Raw genomic sequence first — 18,639 nt, forward strand, 5'->3', positions numbered from 1 at the left:
CAATGATGGATATAAAGCGAGTAAAACAAATTTTATCATCATCAAGTAGAATTGACGTTACATATCAAGGTGTGCCTGTTTGGATTGAAAGCTGTGATGAGACAAGTAGGCTTGCGAATGTGCATGATATAAAAACACCACATGAAACAGTACAAGTAGACATCACTGCATTAGAAGAGCATTAAAAAAAAGCGGAGAATTTTCTCCGCTTTTTACATTTATTCCATCATATGTGCAATTTTTTTAGAGAACATAAGAAGTATTAAACCTAATATAATAACGATAATACCGATACTTGAGAATACTTCTAAATAACCTAAAGATTGTGTGTAAGCAGCTAAGATACCTGATAGCTTATTAGCAAACCCACTACCAGCTAACCATACACCCATTAATAAAGAAGCTAATTTTACAGGTGCAATTTTACTTACCATTGATAGGCCGATAGGTGATAGGAACAATTCACCTATTGTATGGAACAGGTATGTGATAACAACCAACATTAAGCTAGCCTTTGTTGCGATATGAGCTTCGTCACTTCCTGTTTTTAGAACTGCTAATGTTAATGCAAGATAACCGACGCCTAATAAAATCATCCCAAGTGCCATTTTTGTTGGAACATTTAAATCGCCGCGTTTACTTTTAGATAACTTAGCCCATAATGCAGATACAAATGGTGCTAATAAAACGATAAATGCTGGGTTAACAGATTGGAACCAAGATGTCGGAATTTCCCATCCGAAAATAGTACGATCAACAAACTTATCTGTATAAAGAGTAAAAGAACTACCTGCTTGTTCAAAGCCTGCCCAGAAGAAGACAACGAAGCAAGTTAAAATAACGATTGCCCAAGTACGGCTCTTTTCTTGTTTTGTTAAAGGTTTTTTCTCAACAGCTTTTGCATTTTTGTCTGTTGATTTTTTACCTATAACTTTTGTTCCCGCATCACCAAGGAAACGAGGAGCTAATAGGTTAAAGAAAATCTGACCGACAATCATACCAATACAAGCAGCTAAGAACCCATATTTATAACCCATAACCATAACGCCATTGATGCTTGTTTTAAAGAAATCTTCTGCTAGGAAACCGCAAATAAGTGGTGCAAAGAAAGCTCCTAAATTGATACCCATGTAGAAGATTGTGAAAGCACTGTCACGGCGTGGATCATTTTCACTGTATAGTTCACCTAATAGAGTAGAGATATTTGGTTTGAAGAATCCATTACCAATAATTAATAATCCTAAACCTAAATAAAGTCCAGTTGTTGTATTCATTGAGAATAGAACAAAGTTACCAATTGCCATAATGATCCCGCCAAGAGTAATGGCAAGACGTCTTGGGATAAAGTGGTCAGTTAACCATCCACCAATAATTGGTGTAAAATATACAAGCATTGTAAATGTACCATAAAGCTGTACAGCGTCTGCTTTATCAAATCCTAAACCGCCACTAATAACAGCGGTTGTTAAATATAGAACTAAAAGACCACGCATTCCGTAGTAACTAAATCTTTCCCATGCTTCTGTTAAGAACAACAAATATAATCCCGGAGGATGTTTCTTTTTTTGTTGTTGTTCTCCAGCCTTGTCTAACTTTAAAGCTGCATCCATCTTCATTCCTCCTAATCTTGATCAACGGATATTTATGTAATCATTTTAATTTACAAAATATTTAGAAGTCAATAGAATTATATGGAAATAGAATAAAAAATTTTGTAAATTCTGTGAAAACTTCTTCCGTTATCGTATTTTTCCCATGAAAAACTAAAAATAAGCGTTTTCAAGTGTGTTATTTCTCGTTCAAAAAGAATGTAAAATAATCACTAATCAGAAAATTTCAACTAAATAAACTTTTCTGATATACTGAATTATTCTTTTTGATACTTTTAGAATATAACATATTTTGCATAAGAATACAAAAAAAAAACAACCCTTATATTACGAAAGTTGTTTTTAATAGGAATAAATTGAGAGTTGAAAAGTACGATTTTAACCTTACAAAGTGTTTTCAATATTATTTAATATTAAGCTAGTAGCCATTACACCGTCAGTCGTATTCCAAATTCCATCATCAATTTTATCCCGCTACTTTTGGGCAGTAATTCCCCACTGATGGAAGTTTTATTTTGTATAATTTACCATTTTTGTATTGTTTAAATTCTTAAATAAAGGATCGTTGATGTGTTTTTTCTATGCACGGCCAGATGCTCTCGTCTCCCTCTTAAAAAGAAAGGGGCTTTATTTTTATTTTGTGCAAGAGAATAATAGAAACAAAGGGATACGCAGTCTACGTGTATATTCTTCTTCATTTTGAAAATGCTGCAAATCTGGTGTTGCTTCGCGTAAACTAGTGATCGTAAAACCAGATTTTTGTAAAGATATGAAGTATTGTTCAATTGTCCGGTGGTATTTAACAACTTGTTCATGAATCCATGGCTCGACGCGTTTGCCAGCTTTAAAATAATCGTCAACAAGCCAGCTTGTTCGTTTTCCAGTGGCTTGCAAGCTTTCAAATGCAGAGGTGATAACTGGGTGTTGAACACTAAAAGCAAAAGTACCGCCAGGTTTTAACGTTTGAAAAATCTGTTTGAAAGTATCATCAATATGTTCAATGTAGTGAAGGACAAGTCTAGATGTAACGATATCAAAAGTAGAAGATGGGTATGTATAGTCTTTGAGGTTTAAAAGATGGACAATTCCATTTGTATTTTGTAATTGTTTTTGAGCTTCTTCATACATACGGTGGGAGCCTTCAATTCCAGTATAAGATTGACACCCTTTCTGTAGTAGCTCTACTCCAAATTGTGCATCACCACAGCCAAGATCAAGAATACTTTTATCCTTTATATGGCCAAGTAACTGTAAGAGAGCAGGCTTTTCAATCGTGTCGTTTGGATTATCGGCTCGATGCCTGCGTTTCATATATTGTTCAAAAAATAAGTCCTCATTGTAAACGTCAGCTTCTGTATAAGACATTGTATTCTCTCCTTGAAAGCGTTTTTTTAATTCTATCAAAATCCAAATAATAATAATAGATTTCCGTCATTATATAAGATATAATCATTAATTGAAAGCGTTTACTTTAAACTATTTTCCTATAACAATTTTTAAAAACGTGTTAAGCTGATAAAGGGAGTATTATGGTAATATTTTCTTTATATGAATGATAGGGAGGTTTCACGATGTCTAGCAAAACACTTGACAATTTTTTAGTAGAAAACCTAGAGGATTTAAAATCAAAGGGGCTTTATAACGTTATTGATCCGCTTGAAAGTTCGAATGGACCAATCATCACAATTGGCGGAAAAGAATATATTAATTTATCTTCAAATAACTATCTTGGATTAGCAACAGATGAGCGTTTAAAAGAAGCAGCAATCGGCGCGATTCATAAATATGGTGTTGGTGCAGGGGCTGTTCGTACAATTAACGGTACACTTGATTTGCATATTAAATTAGAAGAAACAATTGCGAAATTCAAACATACAGAGGCTGCAATTGCATATCAATCTGGATTTAATTGTAATATGGCAGCGATTTCAGCTGTTATGGATAAAAATGATGCAATTCTCTCTGATGAATTAAACCATGCATCTATTATTGATGGTTCTCGTTTATCAAGAGCAAAAATTATTGTTTATAAACATTCCGATATGGAAGATTTACGTAAAAAAGCGATCGAAGCAAAGGAATCAGGTCTTTACAATAAATTAATGGTTATTACAGATGGCGTATTCTCAATGGATGGCGATATAGCAAAACTGCCAGAAATCGTTGAAATTGCGGAAGAGCTAGATTTAATGACGTATGTTGATGATGCACACGGTTCTGGCGTACTTGGAAAAGGTGCTGGTACAGTAAAACATTTTGGATTATCTGATAAAGTAGATTTCCAAATCGGTACATTATCAAAAGCGATTGGTGTAATCGGTGGATATGTTGCTGGTAAGAAAAATTTAATCGATTGGTTAAAAGTGCGCTCACGTCCATTCTTATTCTCAACAGCGTTAACGCCAGCTGATGCAGCTGCTTGTATGAGATCAATTGAAATTTTAATGGAAAGCACTGAGCTGCATGACAGTTTATGGGAAAATGGTCGCTATTTGAAACAAGGCTTAAAAGAGCTTGGTTTTAACATTGGAGAAAGTGAAACACCAATTACACCTTGTATTATTGGTGATGAAGTATTAACACAACAATTTAGTAAACGTCTAAACGAAGAGGGCGTGTACGCAAAATCAATTGTGTTCCCAACTGTAGCAAAAGGAACAGGACGTGTTCGTAATATGCCAACAGCAGCACATACGAAAGAAATGCTTGATGAAGCAATTCGCACGTATGAAAAAGTTGGAAAAAAAATGGGTATTATTTAACACAATTACATCTAAGAAAGCTTACTAATGAGGAGTGGGGAAAATGAAAAAAATTCTAGTAACCGGTTCTTTAGGTCAAATTGGTTCTGAACTTGTAATGAAACTTCGTGATGTATACGGTGCATCAAATGTTGTTGCAACAGATATTCGTGAAACAGATAGCGAAGTTGTAAAGTCTGGCCCATTTGAAATTTTAGATGTAACTGATGGTCAAAAATTACATGATATTGCAAAGCGTAATGAAGTGGATACAATCATTCACTTGGCAGCATTACTTTCTGCAACGGCAGAAAAAAATCCGTTATTTGCTTGGAACTTAAATATGGGTGGTCTTGTAAACGCGTTAGAAGCGGCACGTGAGTTAAACTGTAAGTTTTTCACGCCAAGCTCAATTGGTGCATTCGGTCCAACAACGCCAAAAGATAATACGCCGCAAGACACCATTCAGCGTCCAACTACGATGTATGGGGTAAACAAAGTAGCTGGAGAACTTTTATGTGATTATTACTATGAAAAGTTTGGTGTAGATACGCGCGGTGTGCGTTTCCCTGGCTTAATTTCATACGTTGCGCCTCCTGGAGGAGGAACAACTGACTATGCAGTTGAAATTTATTATGAAGCAATTAAAAAAGGTGCGTACACTTCTTACATTGCAGAAGGAACATACATGGATATGATGTACATGCCAGATGCATTGCAAGCTATCATTTCTTTAATGGAAGCAGACCCGAGTAAGTTAAAACATCGCAATGCATTTAACATTACAGCAATGAGCTTCGAGCCAGAACAAATTGCGGCATCTATTCGTAAACACATTCCAACATTTACGATGGATTACGCTGTTGATCCAGCTCGTCAAAAGATTGCAGATAGCTGGCCAAACTCAATTGATGCAACAGCAGCAAAAGAAGAGTGGGGCTTTAAAGCAGACTATGATTTAGACAAAATGACAGCTGATATGCTTGCAAAATTAAAAAAAAAATTAGAAGCTGAGTTAGTGCTTGGCTAATATGAAAAGAACCGATTCAATGTGTTGAATCGGTTCTTTTTTAGTTGGCCTAACTTCATTCGGTTTCGGGATATTGCCTTTCCGTTTCTTCAAATTGTTTTTCATATTCGTTGTTAAATGCTTTATGTGTTTTTTGATCTTTATCCCAAGGAGTTGATTTTCCTAATTTTTTATTAGAGGCAGAACCGTAAGGCCCTTCAGGAAACTCCTCAGGAATGACATATTGATGTCTAGCTTCAGCAGTAGTAACATCCGTATATTGTTCCTTCATTTTTGGGGAGAACCATCCTTTCGCATCTATTTGATTCTTAATATGCCCAAAAAATTTTCACTTTTTATCGGCGCTTCGACACGAAATAAAGACTCTTTGACAAAAAACGACTAAAAAACAGGAGCTGCACGCAGCTCCTGTTTCTATTCAATCGTCTTCAGTAGTAGTTTCTTCAATAACGGTTTAATCTTCAAGCGTAAGTCTTCAGCATGATTCGCCACTAAGAAGTGGTGGTTGTAAATATTCTTCATCAGTTGATAGGTTGCTTCTTTTGCTTCGCCTTCTTCGATAAAGATTCCGATGACTTCTATGCCGCTTTTACGAGCAAGTTTTACAGCTTCGTGTGTATCTAAAATACCATCTTGTTGATAGTCTAATGCAGACGGTTCGCCATCTGTAAAGACGAGTAGGAATTTATGTTTTTCTGGACGTTTTGCAAGTTTTTCCGACACGATACGAATAATGTATCCATCACGGTTATCTTCTTCTTCACGAAGTTGCATGACTTCCGGACCAATACTGGGAAGCGTTGAGTTTTGATATGTTACAACTTCATGAATGACATTTGGTTTATTTTCGGGTGTTGCGTTAGAAGCATCTTCCCAAAATCCGCTAATGGCGTGTGGGATTTTTAACGATTTTAAAGCTTCATGGAAAAGAACAACGCTTTTTTTCGTTTCTTCCATTTTATTATACATCGAACCAGAGCAGTCAACTAACAGGTGAAAGACGACGTCAAGCTCTTGTGATTCTTGTCCTTTTTTATAAAACATACGTGGTTTTTTTTCTGTATAAATACGTAAGAACTTTTTACGAAGTCTTCCGTAGTATTTATCAGCATTTGCGTTTGTTTTATTTTCAATTGTTTTTTCGATGATTTTCTTTAGTTCTTTCACATCTTTATTTACGACAGATTTGATAGCTTGATAGTCTTTCTTTTCATCATGGTTTGGTTTGCGAGCTTCTTTAAAAATGTGCGATGCGCCGGCGTTATATTTACCGTATACACCTTCATTTTGGCTAGAAGCATGAGATGCTCTCGTGTCTTCAGCATCTGCTCCGTCGAAATTCGACTGCGTACTTTTCTGGGAAGTACCTTGCACAGAAGCGAGTGCTTGATCACTATCCTCAGATTCACGGGCAGTATCACCCATCATATTTGTTTTTGTACCGCTTTCTAATTCAAAACGTAAGAAGTTTTCGTTTTCATTGTTTTTATTTTCACGATGCCAAGTTGAAAAACTTTCATTTATTTTACTTTTATTATCATCATCGTCCACAATTTGAACATCATCGTTTGCTAATTCATCTACTCGTTCTTCAATTTTTTCAAAAACGACAGAAGTATTGAGCGGCGCAAGTCCAAAGTAGTTATTAATCATATCATGTTCTAAAAGTTCTTCTAAACGATAGCGGATTTTTTCGACAACATACATCGTATCTTCTGTTGTACGTGTTTGGAATGTTTCGTGTAAGATTGCTTCAATGTGCTCAAAGTAGTCGTTGTTAAACATTTCGTATTTGTCGCTCGTTAATGTTAAGTAACATAAACAAATGAGCATATCAGCATGATAATTCCGGATACGGTTAATTTCGTATTGTGAGCTGAAATAATTCCGATACATTTCTTTTCGGCGTGCAAAAATTGGTTTTGTACCAGGGCGTTCTCGATTCACAATTTCTTCAACTCGTAAATCTTCTAATAGAACGAATAGCTGTGTTAAAAAATTTTTAAGCGGTGATTGCTGCAATTCTTTTGCATAATTACGAATGAGTTGCATATCGGAATGATGTTTGTAACCAAGAGCTTTTAAATATACTTCACTTTTTAAGCCGATTACTTTATCCGTTTCGCTTCGGTCATCCCAAAAATGACTGATGACAATTTTATTTTCGATTTCGTCATAATATGCTTTATAACCATATTCCAAATATGCATGTTCTTCTTTTAGAAGAGCATACATTAAATTTTCCATTTGCAGAAACAGAGACGCATCGATTTTTTTGTCGCTAAAAATTTGTCTCATGAATTATCCCTCAAAGAAATAGCTTTCTGCTAATTCACGTACCGTCATTTGTTCCGTCTCATCGCTTAATTTTGCAATAATGCTTCGTTCAATTGCACGCATCACTGGAATATACACACTTAAATCACATGCATCGATAATACCGCGAATACTTGCAGCCTCTTCACTTACACGGCCGTCACGAGCAAGCGGCATCAAGTCACTTGCGAATGCAACAAACTTTTCGATTGTTGCTGCACTCTTTAATTTTGATTCAGCTAATAAGAGTTCTTTTAATGTTTCACCTTGAATATAAGGAACTTCAATAATAACGAAACGGTTTTTTAACGCTTCATTTAGTTCGCTCGTTCCAACATACCCTTCGTTAATCGCAGCAATTACACGATACTCATCACTGCCATACACAACTTCTTGTGTGAATGGGTTTGTAATCATTTTTCGGTAATCGAGTGCACCGTGAAGAAGCGGAAGCGTTTCTGGTTTTGCCATGTTAATTTCATCGATATAAAGGAAGTGACCATTTTTCATTGCTTTCATCAACGGACCATCTACGAAAGTAACTTCAGAGGCACCATCCTTTGTTGTTAATGTGTTGTATCCTAAAATACCTTCTACATCTAAATCAACAGAGCAGTTAATGCTATGCATTGGCTTTTGGAATAGATAAGATAGCGTTTCAGCAAGAACGGTTTTACCGCTTCCAGTAGGGCCTTTTAATAGTACGTTTTTCCCAAGAAGTAACGCAGTAATTGCATCTTCAATAATGCTGTTATCCGATGCCTTATACATTTTTGTTCCAATTAAAGTAGCCGCATTGCCAGCTGTATGTTTATTTGTTTCATGAATATTTACAAGTTGCCCTTTTAATCCCTCATGTATATGAAATTGTTCTAACATGTATTTCCCACCTAACATTATTTTCATAAAGTAAACAATCCTTCTTATGATAACGTGTTTTCATAAGCGAAGCAAAGAAAAAACATCCCCCTATTTGGAAGATGTTTCCTTATCCTGCTATTCGTGGGCAGTAAGCCCCCCACCTCAAGATTTAGAGAGAAGCAAAGAAGATAGGTGGGGGATAACTGCCCGTAAAAGCCCGATTGGGCGGGCTTTCCATAAGCCCCCCACTGATGGAAGTTTCACTTTATAAAAGCGGTGAAATAAGCCGCATCAGTGATTCAAGCATTCTTTTTCGAATGCTTCTCTGGCAAAATACTTCCCAGCGAATTTCTGTCGAATCCTTAAAATCTTGTTCGAAATCACGTTTAATATCAAGGACAGTCGGAGAATCATATAACATAGCGATTAATTCATAATTCAGTTCAAAACTACGAATGTCCATATTTGCTGTGCCAATTGTTGCAACTTCCTCATCGATTAATACAATTTTAGCATGCATAAATCCATCTTTATAACGATAAATAGAAACACCTGCTTCTAATAACGGAGCAAAGTAAGATTGAGAAGCTTGATCGCTTATAACGCTATCGCTTATGCCAGGATACAGAATACGGATATCAATTCCAGCGATTGCACTTAAACGTAGTAATGTTAACGTTTCTTGATCAGGAATAAAGTATGGCGTCGCAATCCAAATGGAACGTTTAGCTGATGTCATTGCCGCTAATAGGGCATTTCGAATCGTTTTGTCATTTGCACTCGGGCCACTTGCGATAATTTGGACAGCACCTTCTGCCTGAGCCGTCCACCTTGGAAAATACTCTTTATTCATAAAAGGTTCCCAAGAATAGTTATTTAATCCACTACGTGCGTATAACCAATCTTCTAGAAAGATGGCTTGTAGTTTGTATAATGCTTTTCCTTCAAGTTTTAAATGACTATCTCGCCAAATTGGAAATTTCTTAGAACGACCAAGATATTCATCCCCAACATTCAATCCACCTGTGAATCCAATTTTCCCGTCAATAATAACAATTTTTCGGTGATTACGGTAATTGACAGTTTCGATTAACCACGAAGAAAGGACAGGATCGAATTCTACTACCTCGATTCCTGCGTCCTTCATCGGTTGTAAAAAGGTGCTTCGCAATGGATAGCTTCCGAGGTCATCAAATAAAAAGCGGACAATTACACCAGCTTTTGCTTTTTCAATTAAAGCATCCCGGATCTTTGTTCCAATTTCATCAGCTCGATAAATGTAATATTGAATATGAATGTGATGTTTTGCTTCTTGAATGGAGGATAAAATTTCTGTAAATGTTTCCTCTCCGTTTGTTAGTAATTTCGTTCTAGTTTCATCAGCAATAGGACCTCCGCCAAATTTTTGAATGATCGTAGTTAAATGGGCAGAGCGTTCATTGAGAGATGATGGTATTTCTTGTTTCAATCGTCTTCCTTCTAAAATTTCACGGAATAGCTTTCTTTGTTCTTCAGCACGATGTAAATGTTTTTTTCGGCGCCATCTGCTTCGGCCAAATAAAGCATACAAAAATACACCAAAAATAGGGAGAACTGCTAATACTAAAAACCAAGCTAACGTACTTTGCGGGGAGCGATTCTCAATAAAGATGACAAAAGCAATGCCGACAGCTGTAATAAAGAATACTGCTCCAGCGAAGGTATATAACGATATAGATGATCTGTTTAATACAATCAGTAAAATAGTTGAAATTGAAATAACGAATAATAATTGAAGAACGCGATTTTTCATATGTATCAGTTCCACCTATTCTTTCTTATATAAATTTTATTTGGCTATTTGTAGTCAGTAGCCCTCTCTTTTAAGATTTAGAGAAAAGTAAGAGAGAATGTAAAAGATAACTACTCTTAGAATCCTAGACGATGAAAGTTTCACTTTATACGAATAAGTTAGTAACTTCTTGAGGAGAAGCTTATTTTTATTATAAAGTGAAAAGAAATTTTTTACAAAAAGGCCGAATGAACGTTTGGTTAGAGGGACTTATCAGTACATGCTTCATATAATATTAGCAAGAGGAAAGGAGGGGATATGATGACGGTATCTATAGGACGAGCCTATATTCGTGGAACTCATGTGAACGTAAGAAAAGGTCCAAATCTTGGAGAGGCTGTGATTCGACAGGTGAATAAACCAGATAGTTTTTTAATCTCTCAACAAGTTGGGCAATGGTTACAAGGAGAAGATGATGGATGGATTTATTATGATAAATCTTATATCATCTTTTTGGAAAATGAAGATTCTGTAGATCCACCTGGTATTGCTAAAATTAATGGAATAGGAGTAAATGTACGAAAAGGTCCTGCTAGAGGTTATGATGTAATAAAACAATTGAACAAAACGGATGCTATTACTGAATATGCGGTATATGAAGTATTTAATGGTTGGCTCAATTTAGGTGGAGATGAATGGATTTATTACAATCCAGATTATATTCAATATCCTTCTAATTAAATGAAATAGGAAGTATGAGATAGAAAAATGGACTGCTCTATAAGTCAGTGTAATTGACTTACGAGCAGTCCATTTTTTAGGGATTAACTCGTTCTATTATTTGGCTTCTGACATGGATGTTGATGAACTTTTCATAATGAATGGATAAAGAATGAGTCCGACTACAAATAATCCGATTCCCAGGAAGAAAGTTTTCATATCAGCTGTTCCTGTTTTGATAACCCAAATGGAATAGATAAGAGCAAGCACTGTGATGACTCCGTCCAATTTGCGAGAGCCTTGCATGTTGTTATATGTTTCACCAGTAATAATGAGTTTTAATTGATACAACGTTGAAACAAGATATGGAATTAAATAAGCAAGCGTAGCGACAACAATTGCAAAGTTATACGCTTCTGATACTGACCCAGAAATAGTAGAGAATAAGAATATTTGCGTCATAACATTTGTTAATAATAATGAGTTTTTCGGACTTCCTTTTTTATTTGTTTTTCCAAAGAAAGCAGGGAATAGTCCACCTTTTGCTGCTTGATATGGAACTTCTGCACTTACAACGATCCAACCTACTGTAGAACCGAATAGAGAGACAAGTGCTAGAAATGCCATAATGTATGCACCTTTATTACCGATAGCCATATTCAATGCATCAACTAATGGTTTTTGTGATCCTTTTAGCGCATCTTGCGGAAGAGCACCCATTGTTAACAATGTAATTGATACATAAATAAGAAGCGCAATTACTAATCCGAAAATTGTTGCTTTTTTTACATCGCGCTGTGATTTTGCACGGTTTGAAAGCATAACAGCTGATTCAATACCAATAAACGCCCAAAGTGTTGAGATGGCAGCAGCATTGACTTGTCCGCCTAATGGAATGGATTTTCCAGCCTCATTCATAAAGGTTTGACCATCGCCGAAATTCGCTGCATTAAAAATGAATAATGTAATGATAATAAACATCGTAAATCCAATGATTTTTGCAACTGTTGCAAGTAAGTTCATATTACCAGCACGATCAATATTTTGAGAAAGAATATATTGAATGCCCCATAGCATAATACTACATACAGCAAATGTTAAGACTTTTCCTAGTTCTAATGAGAAACCATTTGTCGTGAATAAAACTTGTTTACTTTGCAGAACTGGGAAAAATGTAGATAAATATCCTGCAAATGAAATAATAACAGAAGCTGTTGCCGCCCAGTTTGCCGCCCAGTAACCCCAAGCCATGCTATAACCAGCAACTTTCCCAGCTTTTGGTGAAGTGAACATTGCTTGCGCATAGCTTTGCGGACCTGCTTTTAAATTTGGTTTTCGCATTGCTAAGTTTCCAAACACGAGCGCAATCATGAATACACCAAGCCCGGTAATTGTCCATGCAAGCGTGGAACCCATTGGTCCTGATACTTGCGCTAAATTTGCCGGAAGCATAAACACGCCGCCGCCAACCATATTTCCAACAACGAATGCTGTTAAAATCCATAAACCCCATTTTTTTGTGTCCATGATCGTCTAACTCCTTTTGATGATAGTTTTTTTGTTTTATGATTTATTGTACCTAGTGTTTTTTGGAAATAAAAAAGAGCCATGTAGATAAAAAATACCTACATGGCTCTTTGCCTAACGTAGGTACAACGGGAATAACCCTTGTACCTACGCGTAAATTTTTCCGCTAGGTTTCAAGGGTTTACGTATGATGATGATGTTTTTGTGCAAATGTAACTACAGTTGTATTTGTAAGCATAGTCCTTTGCTCCCTTTCTCCTCTGATTTTGAAGTAAGTATACTACATGTTTTTTAGAAAGGGAAGAGAAATGTATATATTTTTTTATGAAAATTCGTATTAGTGATTAAATATTTATAGCGATGAAAGTATGGTTTTGTATGTATTTCTTTTTTTACAGGGAATATTAAGGTTGCTACGGAAGCATTTGTAATATTTTTTGATGAACATGGAGGAGAGTAAATGGAAAATAGAAAGTCGGCTAGATCTCTTGTTGGGGGGATAATGTTTGTATGTATTGTCCTTTTTAACTTTTCAAAACCAACATATGCTTATATTCCTTCTGAAGATCAAATTGTAAAGAGCAAACCAAATCATTACGGAACTGAGGAAAATCAACCAGCCTATGATATTTGGGGACAAACGATTTCGCAAAAAAAGGCGAATGAGTTGTTGAAAACGAAAGAAGGCAAAGCTTTATTATCACCACAAAACGGAGCAGTGAAAATTGACAAGAATTTATTAAATTTGGGGAGAGAGTCTTTTTATGAAGAAACATTTGGAAATGAAGTGTTTCTTACAGACATAATGGGTATTTTAAATGGTGCGTTAACTTTAGAAAATATTAAAAAAGCAATTCACGACTTACATGGAAAAGGGACAACAAATTTACGTGTTGAACTGGCGAAAACTGTGAAAATAGGAGATAAAACGTTTGAAAAAGGAACAAAGGTTGATACTGGCTTAGATGTTGCAAGAGGTTCTAATGAAGTATTAGGAATGCCTATTATTAAGTCTGAAGGAAGAGAGAAGATAGGAGTAAGTTGTGCCGCATGCCATGCAACGGTAACTAGAGATACAAAACAAGTTATTGAAGGTGCTGCAAATAATGATTTTAATGGCGGTCTCATTTTAGCACTAGGAACAAATTCGACAGCTTATTTTTCTCGTGCAGAAATTAAGTCATTACAAAACTATATAAAAGATTTAGGACGAACAGTAGTAACTTCTGATGGAAAAAAAGCTCCGCTTCCTGATCCAGAGATGATAGAGGAGGCTGTAGATCGTACTTTATTAAAATGGCCAAGAGGAAACTTTGATGCAAGTAGTGATTTGGTGAATAATCCAACACAAATTCCAGATTCTTTTACATTTGGAGATCATCCTTATGGGTGGAATGGATTTGCACAAGCTGGTCCGTTTAAAGGACTCAGTGTAATTAATAGTGCTGTAAATATTCAAGGATCAGATTTAACGACATTAGCACATGCTAGCCCATTCCTTTTCAAAATTGACAAGGAAGTTTATTTAGGAACAATGTTACAAAATGCAGCGAATCTAACATATCGATATGATCCTAAAAGTGGAAAGAAACCATCTGAGTTTTTTGCTTCAGTAGACCCTACTCCAGGAGTCCCAGGCGTAAATGAGTTAATTGCGCTTCCGACATTTCCAAGACCGTCTTTAATCTCTCCTAATGGTTTAGTATCAAGTTCTCCTGGCTATCGGGTTATGGAGCAAAATAATGGAATGTCTGCATTACAAAATACATTTGTTTCCCCGAAACCACCATTATCTGTTGATGATAAGACGCTGAAAAAAGGGAAGACCATTTTTGCACGTGCAGGTTGTATTACTTGTCATGCGGGACAAACCTACACAAATAATCGAATTATTCCAGTTAATGAAATTAAGACCGAGCCATCAAGAGCAAAATCGTTTGAAGCAATAGGTAAAGACTTAACAGAGCCTATTATTTATTCATCGGATACACCTGTACCTGTGCCAAAAGGAGCAAAATTGTTAAAAGTTCCAGCCTATTCATTAGATCAAGATAAGATTAACTTAGCATATATGTTAAATGGTTCGCCTGGTGGTTACAAAGTTCCAAGTTTGTTAGGACTTTATTGGGGAGCGCCGTATTTACATGATGGAGGCGTTGCGGTTGGCCAGAACGTGGAGAGTGAACTAGGTATGACAGGAACAGTATCAAAAGGAATTGAACCTAATCCGTTTAACAGCTTACGAGCATTAATTGATCAAAACTTAAGAAGAAAAGTAATCGAAGCAAACAAAAATTCAAAGGATTTACAAGACGCACATATTACTGGGGAAGGACATGAATATTGGGTAGATTCTTCTAAAGGTTTTTCAAAACAAGAGCAAGATGTGTTAATCAACTATTTACTCACATTAGAATAATTTAGAAGTATACTGGAGCGAGCAGGGCACTTTTTTCTCCATAGCAGTAACTTATATGCTGAAAAATTTAAATGAATTTATATACATGAAAATTTGTTTTTATATTTAATAAGTATTATTTAGGTAATGTTGTAAAAAAAAGGTGATATAGAAAAAGGAGGTGTGATAATCTTAGGGGGAGGATTTGTTTAAAGGAGTGGGAGCTTGCCGTATGTCGTACATATTTTAAGTATTTTCATGATTTTCGTAGGGGGAATCAGTTTATATCGCTCTGTTAAATATAAAGGGAACGGAGCTTATTTTAAAGTGAAAAAGTTAAAAATTCCATTCTGGATTATTACGTTAGGGGTTTCGCTGTTTGTTATGAGTATGGGGATTTATACGCTCATATTGGAAGGGAAATGGTAATGCTGTTATCGATATAAATTCCTTATTATTGGAATAGAAAAGGAGTAGAATGTTCTACTTCTTTTTTATATTTTATAGCAGTGATTTTAAGATTTATGACGAATTATGTAGAGAAGAGAGGAGTGGTCATATGGAATTAGCAGTTGAAAAAGTGTTTACAAAAGAAATTTTACAAGAAGCGGCAAAACGCTTCGGTGTAACTGTTAGGGAAGAACCATTAGGAGATTTTGAAAATTATATTTTTCGTGCTGAGGGAGAAGATTGTACATCATATGTTTTGCGTTTGACACATTCATCTCATCGTACATATAAGCAAATTGAAGCTGAATTAGATTTTCTAGCATATCTTGGGGAAAACGGAGCGAAAGTAGCGGCACCGCATCGGTCACAGAACGATATATTTGTAGAAAGCCTACAAGCAACTGATGGAACATCTTTTTACGTTTCACTTTTTGACTATGCAAACGGAGAAAGAGTGAAAGATGTAGATTCTGCTGTTTGGAATGATACGCTTTTTTACGCTTGGGGAAAAGCAATTGGGCAGTTACATCGACTTACGATGGATTATCCAAAGACGGAGAATCGTGTTACGTGGATGGACGATGAAATTACTGTTATTGATATGTTACAGGAAGATAAAGAACTACAGGCAATTGCGTATGAAGTTGTAGCAGAAATTAAAAATTCACCTGTGACAAATCGTACATTTGGATTGATTCATGGAGATATTCATCATGGGAATTTTCACTATGAAAATGGAGAGTTAACCATTTTTGATTTTGATGATGCTACGTACAATTATTTTGCACATGATCTTGCAATGGTTTTATATTATTCTGCTTTGCAAAAAGATTGGTCAGAAGAAGAAAAGGCGATTTTTGCACGTCACCAGTTGCAAGTATTGAGGGAAGGATATGAGACAGAGTATATTCTTGATGATTCCGTATATGATACGATACCACTTTTCATGCGCCTTCGAGATGTTGCTCTATATGGAACGATTATGAAAAAGTTTAACGGTAAAGCAATGCCGGAGCATTTTCAAACATTAACAAATGCTATTTATAAGAGAATTGTTGCGAGAAAAGCAATTGTTGAATGGTAAGAAATACAAGAAACTGACCAAAACCACTATTATAGTTGTTTTGGTCAGTTTTTCTTTTTATCCTGCTATTCGTGGGCAGTAATACTCCCACCTCAAAATTCAACGAAAGCATTGTCCAGTTCCAGTGGCTAGAATGTTCGGTGGCTTCGTTTCTTCCTACGAGGTAAAAAACACCTCTACGTCAGAAGCTCCATCCCCCCTCACATTCTGGACGAGCCACTTCCACATTTCTTTGTTGCCCAGCTCTAGCGGCTAGAATCTCCGGCCGTTTCGCCCCCCTCGGACGAGGCAAAAAGCGCCTCTCTGTCAGGGACGTGGGTGTCCTGCGATTCTGAACGAGCCGCTTCCGCTTTTCTTAAGAAGTTAGGTGGGAGATAAACTGCTGGCATGCGCCCGATTGGTGAGGGCTGATAATCAGTGGGGGATGAAGAAAACCCCCACTGATTAAAGTTTCACTTTATGTCTAAAAGATTACTAGTTATTTTTTTAGATGTTTTCGAATATAAAAAACTATACAGGCCTTTTGAGTTGTAAAGGAGGGGAGCAGGTTGATTGTTTTTCGCGATGTCAATAAATATTACGGCAACTTTCAAGTTTTAAAAAGTATTAATTTACAAATTGAAAAAGGGGAAGTCGTCGTGGTCGTTGGCCCATCGGGATCAGGGAAAAGCACGTTGCTGCGCTGCATGAATCAACTAGAGATGATTACCAATGGTGAGTTGGTTGTAAATGGTGTAAACATACATGATGGAAAGAAGGATATAAATCAATTAAGAAGAAGTATCGGCATGGTATTTCAACATTTTTATTTATATCCTCATAAAACAGTACTTCAAAATATTACATTTGCCCCGATAAAAGTACTCAAAATGCCGAAAGAAGAAGCAGAAAAAATTGCCATGTTTTACTTAGAAAAAGTAGGGATTACGGATAAAGTAAATGCCTATCCGCACCAACTATCAGGCGGACAGCAGCAGCGCGTTGCTATTGCAAGGGGACTAGCAATGAAACCGGAGATTATGCTGTTTGATGAGCCGACTTCTGCGCTTGATCCTGAAATGATTGGTGAGGTACTCGACGTTATGAAAGCATTAGCAAAAGAAGGCATGACGATGGTTGTTGTCACACATGAGATGGGATTTGCCCGTGAGGTAGCGGATCGCATTTTATTTATGGACAAGGGTGAAATTGTGGAAGAAGCAGCACCTGCTGATTTCTTTGTAAATCCAAAGCAAGAACGAGCTCGATTATTTTTAAGTCGTGTGCTGAATCGTTAAAGGAGGAATTTGATGATTAAAATGAAAAAGTGGTTTACGCTTATCGTTTTTGCCTGTTTATTTGTACTGATTGTAGCTGGTTGTGGAAATAAGAAAGAAAAAGAAGCTGTAAAAAATGAGAAAGAAACTGTTATTGATCAAATTAAGAAACGTGGAAAACTAGTTGTTGGTGTGAAGTATGATACGAATCTATTTGGATTAAAGAACCCGGCAACAGGAAAAGTAGAAGGATTTGATATTGATGTTGCGAAAGCACTTGCGAAAAAAATTTTAGGCGATGAGAATAAATTAGAATTAAAAGAAGTTACTTCTAAAACGCGCATCCCGATGCTAAAGAACGGCGATATTGACGCAATTATTGCGACAATGACAATTACTGAGGAACGCAAAAAAGAAGTTGATTTCTCAGATGTGTATTTTAAAGCTGGGCAATCTTTACTTGTAAAAAAGGGAAGTGGAATTAAAGATATAGCTGACGTGAAAAAAGGGGTAAAGGTGTTAGCTGTAAAAGGTTCTACTTCTACGAACAATATTCGCGCCAAAGCACCGGAAGCGACTGTACTTGAATTTGAAAATTATAGCGAAGCATTTACGGCATTGAAAGCAGGACAAGGCGATGTGTTAACAACAGATAATGCCATTTTATATGGTATGGAAAAGCAAGACGCCAACTATGAAGTGGTTGGAAAAAAATTCACTGACGAACCGTATGGCATTGCGGTGAGAAAAGGAGAAACGGAGCTTACAAAAGTAATTAATGAGTTACTAAAAGAGATGCAAGCAAACGGGGAATACAATAAATTGTATGAAAAGTGGATTGGGAAAAAGCCAGAGTAAGACTACAAAATATAGGA

At 36.2% G+C, this 18,639-nt stretch carries 16 protein-coding genes; 9 read left to right on the forward strand and 7 right to left on the reverse strand.

Annotated features, from left to right (window positions below):
- Positions 1–5: 5 nt before the first annotated feature.
- On the forward strand, positions 6–185 hold the full coding sequence (locus MR076_RS16615) for an acid-soluble spore protein H (RefSeq protein WP_242222404.1): 180 nt from the start codon (positions 6–8) through the stop codon (positions 183–185).
- A 33-nt stretch (positions 186–218) separates the two neighbouring features.
- Here the strand turns inward: MR076_RS16615 and MR076_RS16620 are convergent, their stop codons facing one another.
- Positions 219–1,610 (reverse strand): peptide MFS transporter, encoded by a 1,392-nt coding sequence (locus MR076_RS16620; RefSeq protein WP_242222354.1) that lies wholly within the window; start codon positions 1,608–1,610, stop codon positions 219–221.
- A gap of 633 nt (positions 1,611–2,243) precedes the next feature.
- A complete protein-coding gene (locus tag MR076_RS16625) occupies positions 2,244–2,975 on the reverse strand; it encodes a class I SAM-dependent DNA methyltransferase (protein ID WP_242222355.1) in 732 nt (243 codons plus the stop codon).
- Between the two features lie 206 nt (positions 2,976–3,181).
- Here MR076_RS16625 and MR076_RS16630 point away from each other — a divergent pair, with 206 nt between their 5' ends.
- Both MR076_RS16630 and MR076_RS16635 read left to right on the forward strand, forming a co-directional pair.
- On the forward strand, positions 3,182–4,372 hold the full coding sequence (locus tag MR076_RS16630; RefSeq protein WP_242222356.1) for a glycine C-acetyltransferase: 1,191 nt from the start codon (positions 3,182–3,184) through the stop codon (positions 4,370–4,372).
- A 34-nt stretch (positions 4,373–4,406) separates the two neighbouring features.
- Positions 4,407–5,381 carry an L-threonine 3-dehydrogenase gene (locus MR076_RS16635; RefSeq protein ID WP_242222357.1) on the forward strand — a complete coding sequence of 325 codons (975 nt, stop codon included), beginning with the start codon at positions 4,407–4,409 and terminating at the stop codon, positions 5,379–5,381.
- A gap of 55 nt (positions 5,382–5,436) precedes the next feature.
- Here MR076_RS16635 and MR076_RS16640 read toward each other — a convergent pair whose 3' ends face one another.
- From MR076_RS16640 to MR076_RS16655, 4 genes are all read right to left on the reverse strand, one after another.
- Complete coding sequence (locus tag MR076_RS16640) at positions 5,437–5,652, reverse strand: hypothetical protein (RefSeq protein ID WP_242222358.1); 216 nt, start codon at positions 5,650–5,652, stop codon at positions 5,437–5,439.
- A gap of 143 nt (positions 5,653–5,795) precedes the next feature.
- Complete coding sequence (locus MR076_RS16645; RefSeq protein ID WP_242222359.1) at positions 5,796–7,679, reverse strand: vWA domain-containing protein; 1,884 nt, start codon at positions 7,677–7,679, stop codon at positions 5,796–5,798.
- A gap of 3 nt (positions 7,680–7,682) precedes the next feature.
- The gene (locus MR076_RS16650) at positions 7,683–8,576 is read right to left on the reverse strand and encodes an ATP-binding protein (RefSeq protein WP_242222360.1); all 894 of its coding nucleotides are present in this window, start codon (positions 8,574–8,576) and stop codon (positions 7,683–7,685) included.
- A gap of 247 nt (positions 8,577–8,823) precedes the next feature.
- Entirely contained in the window at positions 8,824–10,350 is a 1,527-nt protein-coding gene (locus MR076_RS16655; protein ID WP_242222361.1) for a cardiolipin synthase, read from the reverse strand.
- A gap of 300 nt (positions 10,351–10,650) precedes the next feature.
- Here MR076_RS16655 and MR076_RS16660 point away from each other — a divergent pair, with 300 nt between their 5' ends.
- Positions 10,651–11,070 (forward strand): SH3 domain-containing protein, encoded by a 420-nt coding sequence (locus MR076_RS16660; RefSeq protein WP_242222362.1) that lies wholly within the window; start codon positions 10,651–10,653, stop codon positions 11,068–11,070.
- A gap of 96 nt (positions 11,071–11,166) precedes the next feature.
- Here MR076_RS16660 and MR076_RS16665 read toward each other — a convergent pair whose 3' ends face one another.
- Positions 11,167–12,576, reverse strand: coding sequence for an amino acid permease (locus MR076_RS16665; RefSeq protein WP_242222363.1), 1,410 nt, complete (start codon positions 12,574–12,576; stop codon positions 11,167–11,169).
- A gap of 460 nt (positions 12,577–13,036) precedes the next feature.
- Between MR076_RS16665 and MR076_RS16670 the strand changes: the two genes are divergently transcribed.
- The 5 genes from MR076_RS16670 to MR076_RS16690 all read left to right on the forward strand — a co-directional run bounded on the left by MR076_RS16670 (position 13,037) and on the right by MR076_RS16690 (position 18,622).
- On the forward strand, positions 13,037–14,995 hold the full coding sequence (locus MR076_RS16670; RefSeq protein WP_242222364.1) for an electron transport protein: 1,959 nt from the start codon (positions 13,037–13,039) through the stop codon (positions 14,993–14,995).
- Positions 14,996–15,199: 204 nt separating this feature from the next.
- Entirely contained in the window at positions 15,200–15,403 is a 204-nt protein-coding gene (locus MR076_RS16675) for a hypothetical protein (RefSeq protein ID WP_242222365.1), read from the forward strand.
- 130 nt (positions 15,404–15,533) lie between these two features.
- Positions 15,534–16,508, forward strand: coding sequence for a phosphotransferase enzyme family protein (locus MR076_RS16680; protein ID WP_242222366.1), 975 nt, complete (start codon positions 15,534–15,536; stop codon positions 16,506–16,508).
- Between the two features lie 548 nt (positions 16,509–17,056).
- Entirely contained in the window at positions 17,057–17,785 is a 729-nt protein-coding gene (locus tag MR076_RS16685; protein WP_242222367.1) for an amino acid ABC transporter ATP-binding protein, read from the forward strand.
- A gap of 12 nt (positions 17,786–17,797) precedes the next feature.
- Positions 17,798–18,622, forward strand: coding sequence for a glutamate ABC transporter substrate-binding protein (locus tag MR076_RS16690; protein ID WP_242222368.1), 825 nt, complete (start codon positions 17,798–17,800; stop codon positions 18,620–18,622).
- Positions 18,623–18,639 lie beyond the last annotated feature (17 nt).

The organism is Bacillus cereus group sp. BfR-BA-01380 (genome assembly GCF_022663535.1).
GTDB classification, from domain to species: domain Bacteria; phylum Bacillota; class Bacilli; order Bacillales; family Bacillaceae_G; genus Bacillus_A; species Bacillus_A cereus_BB.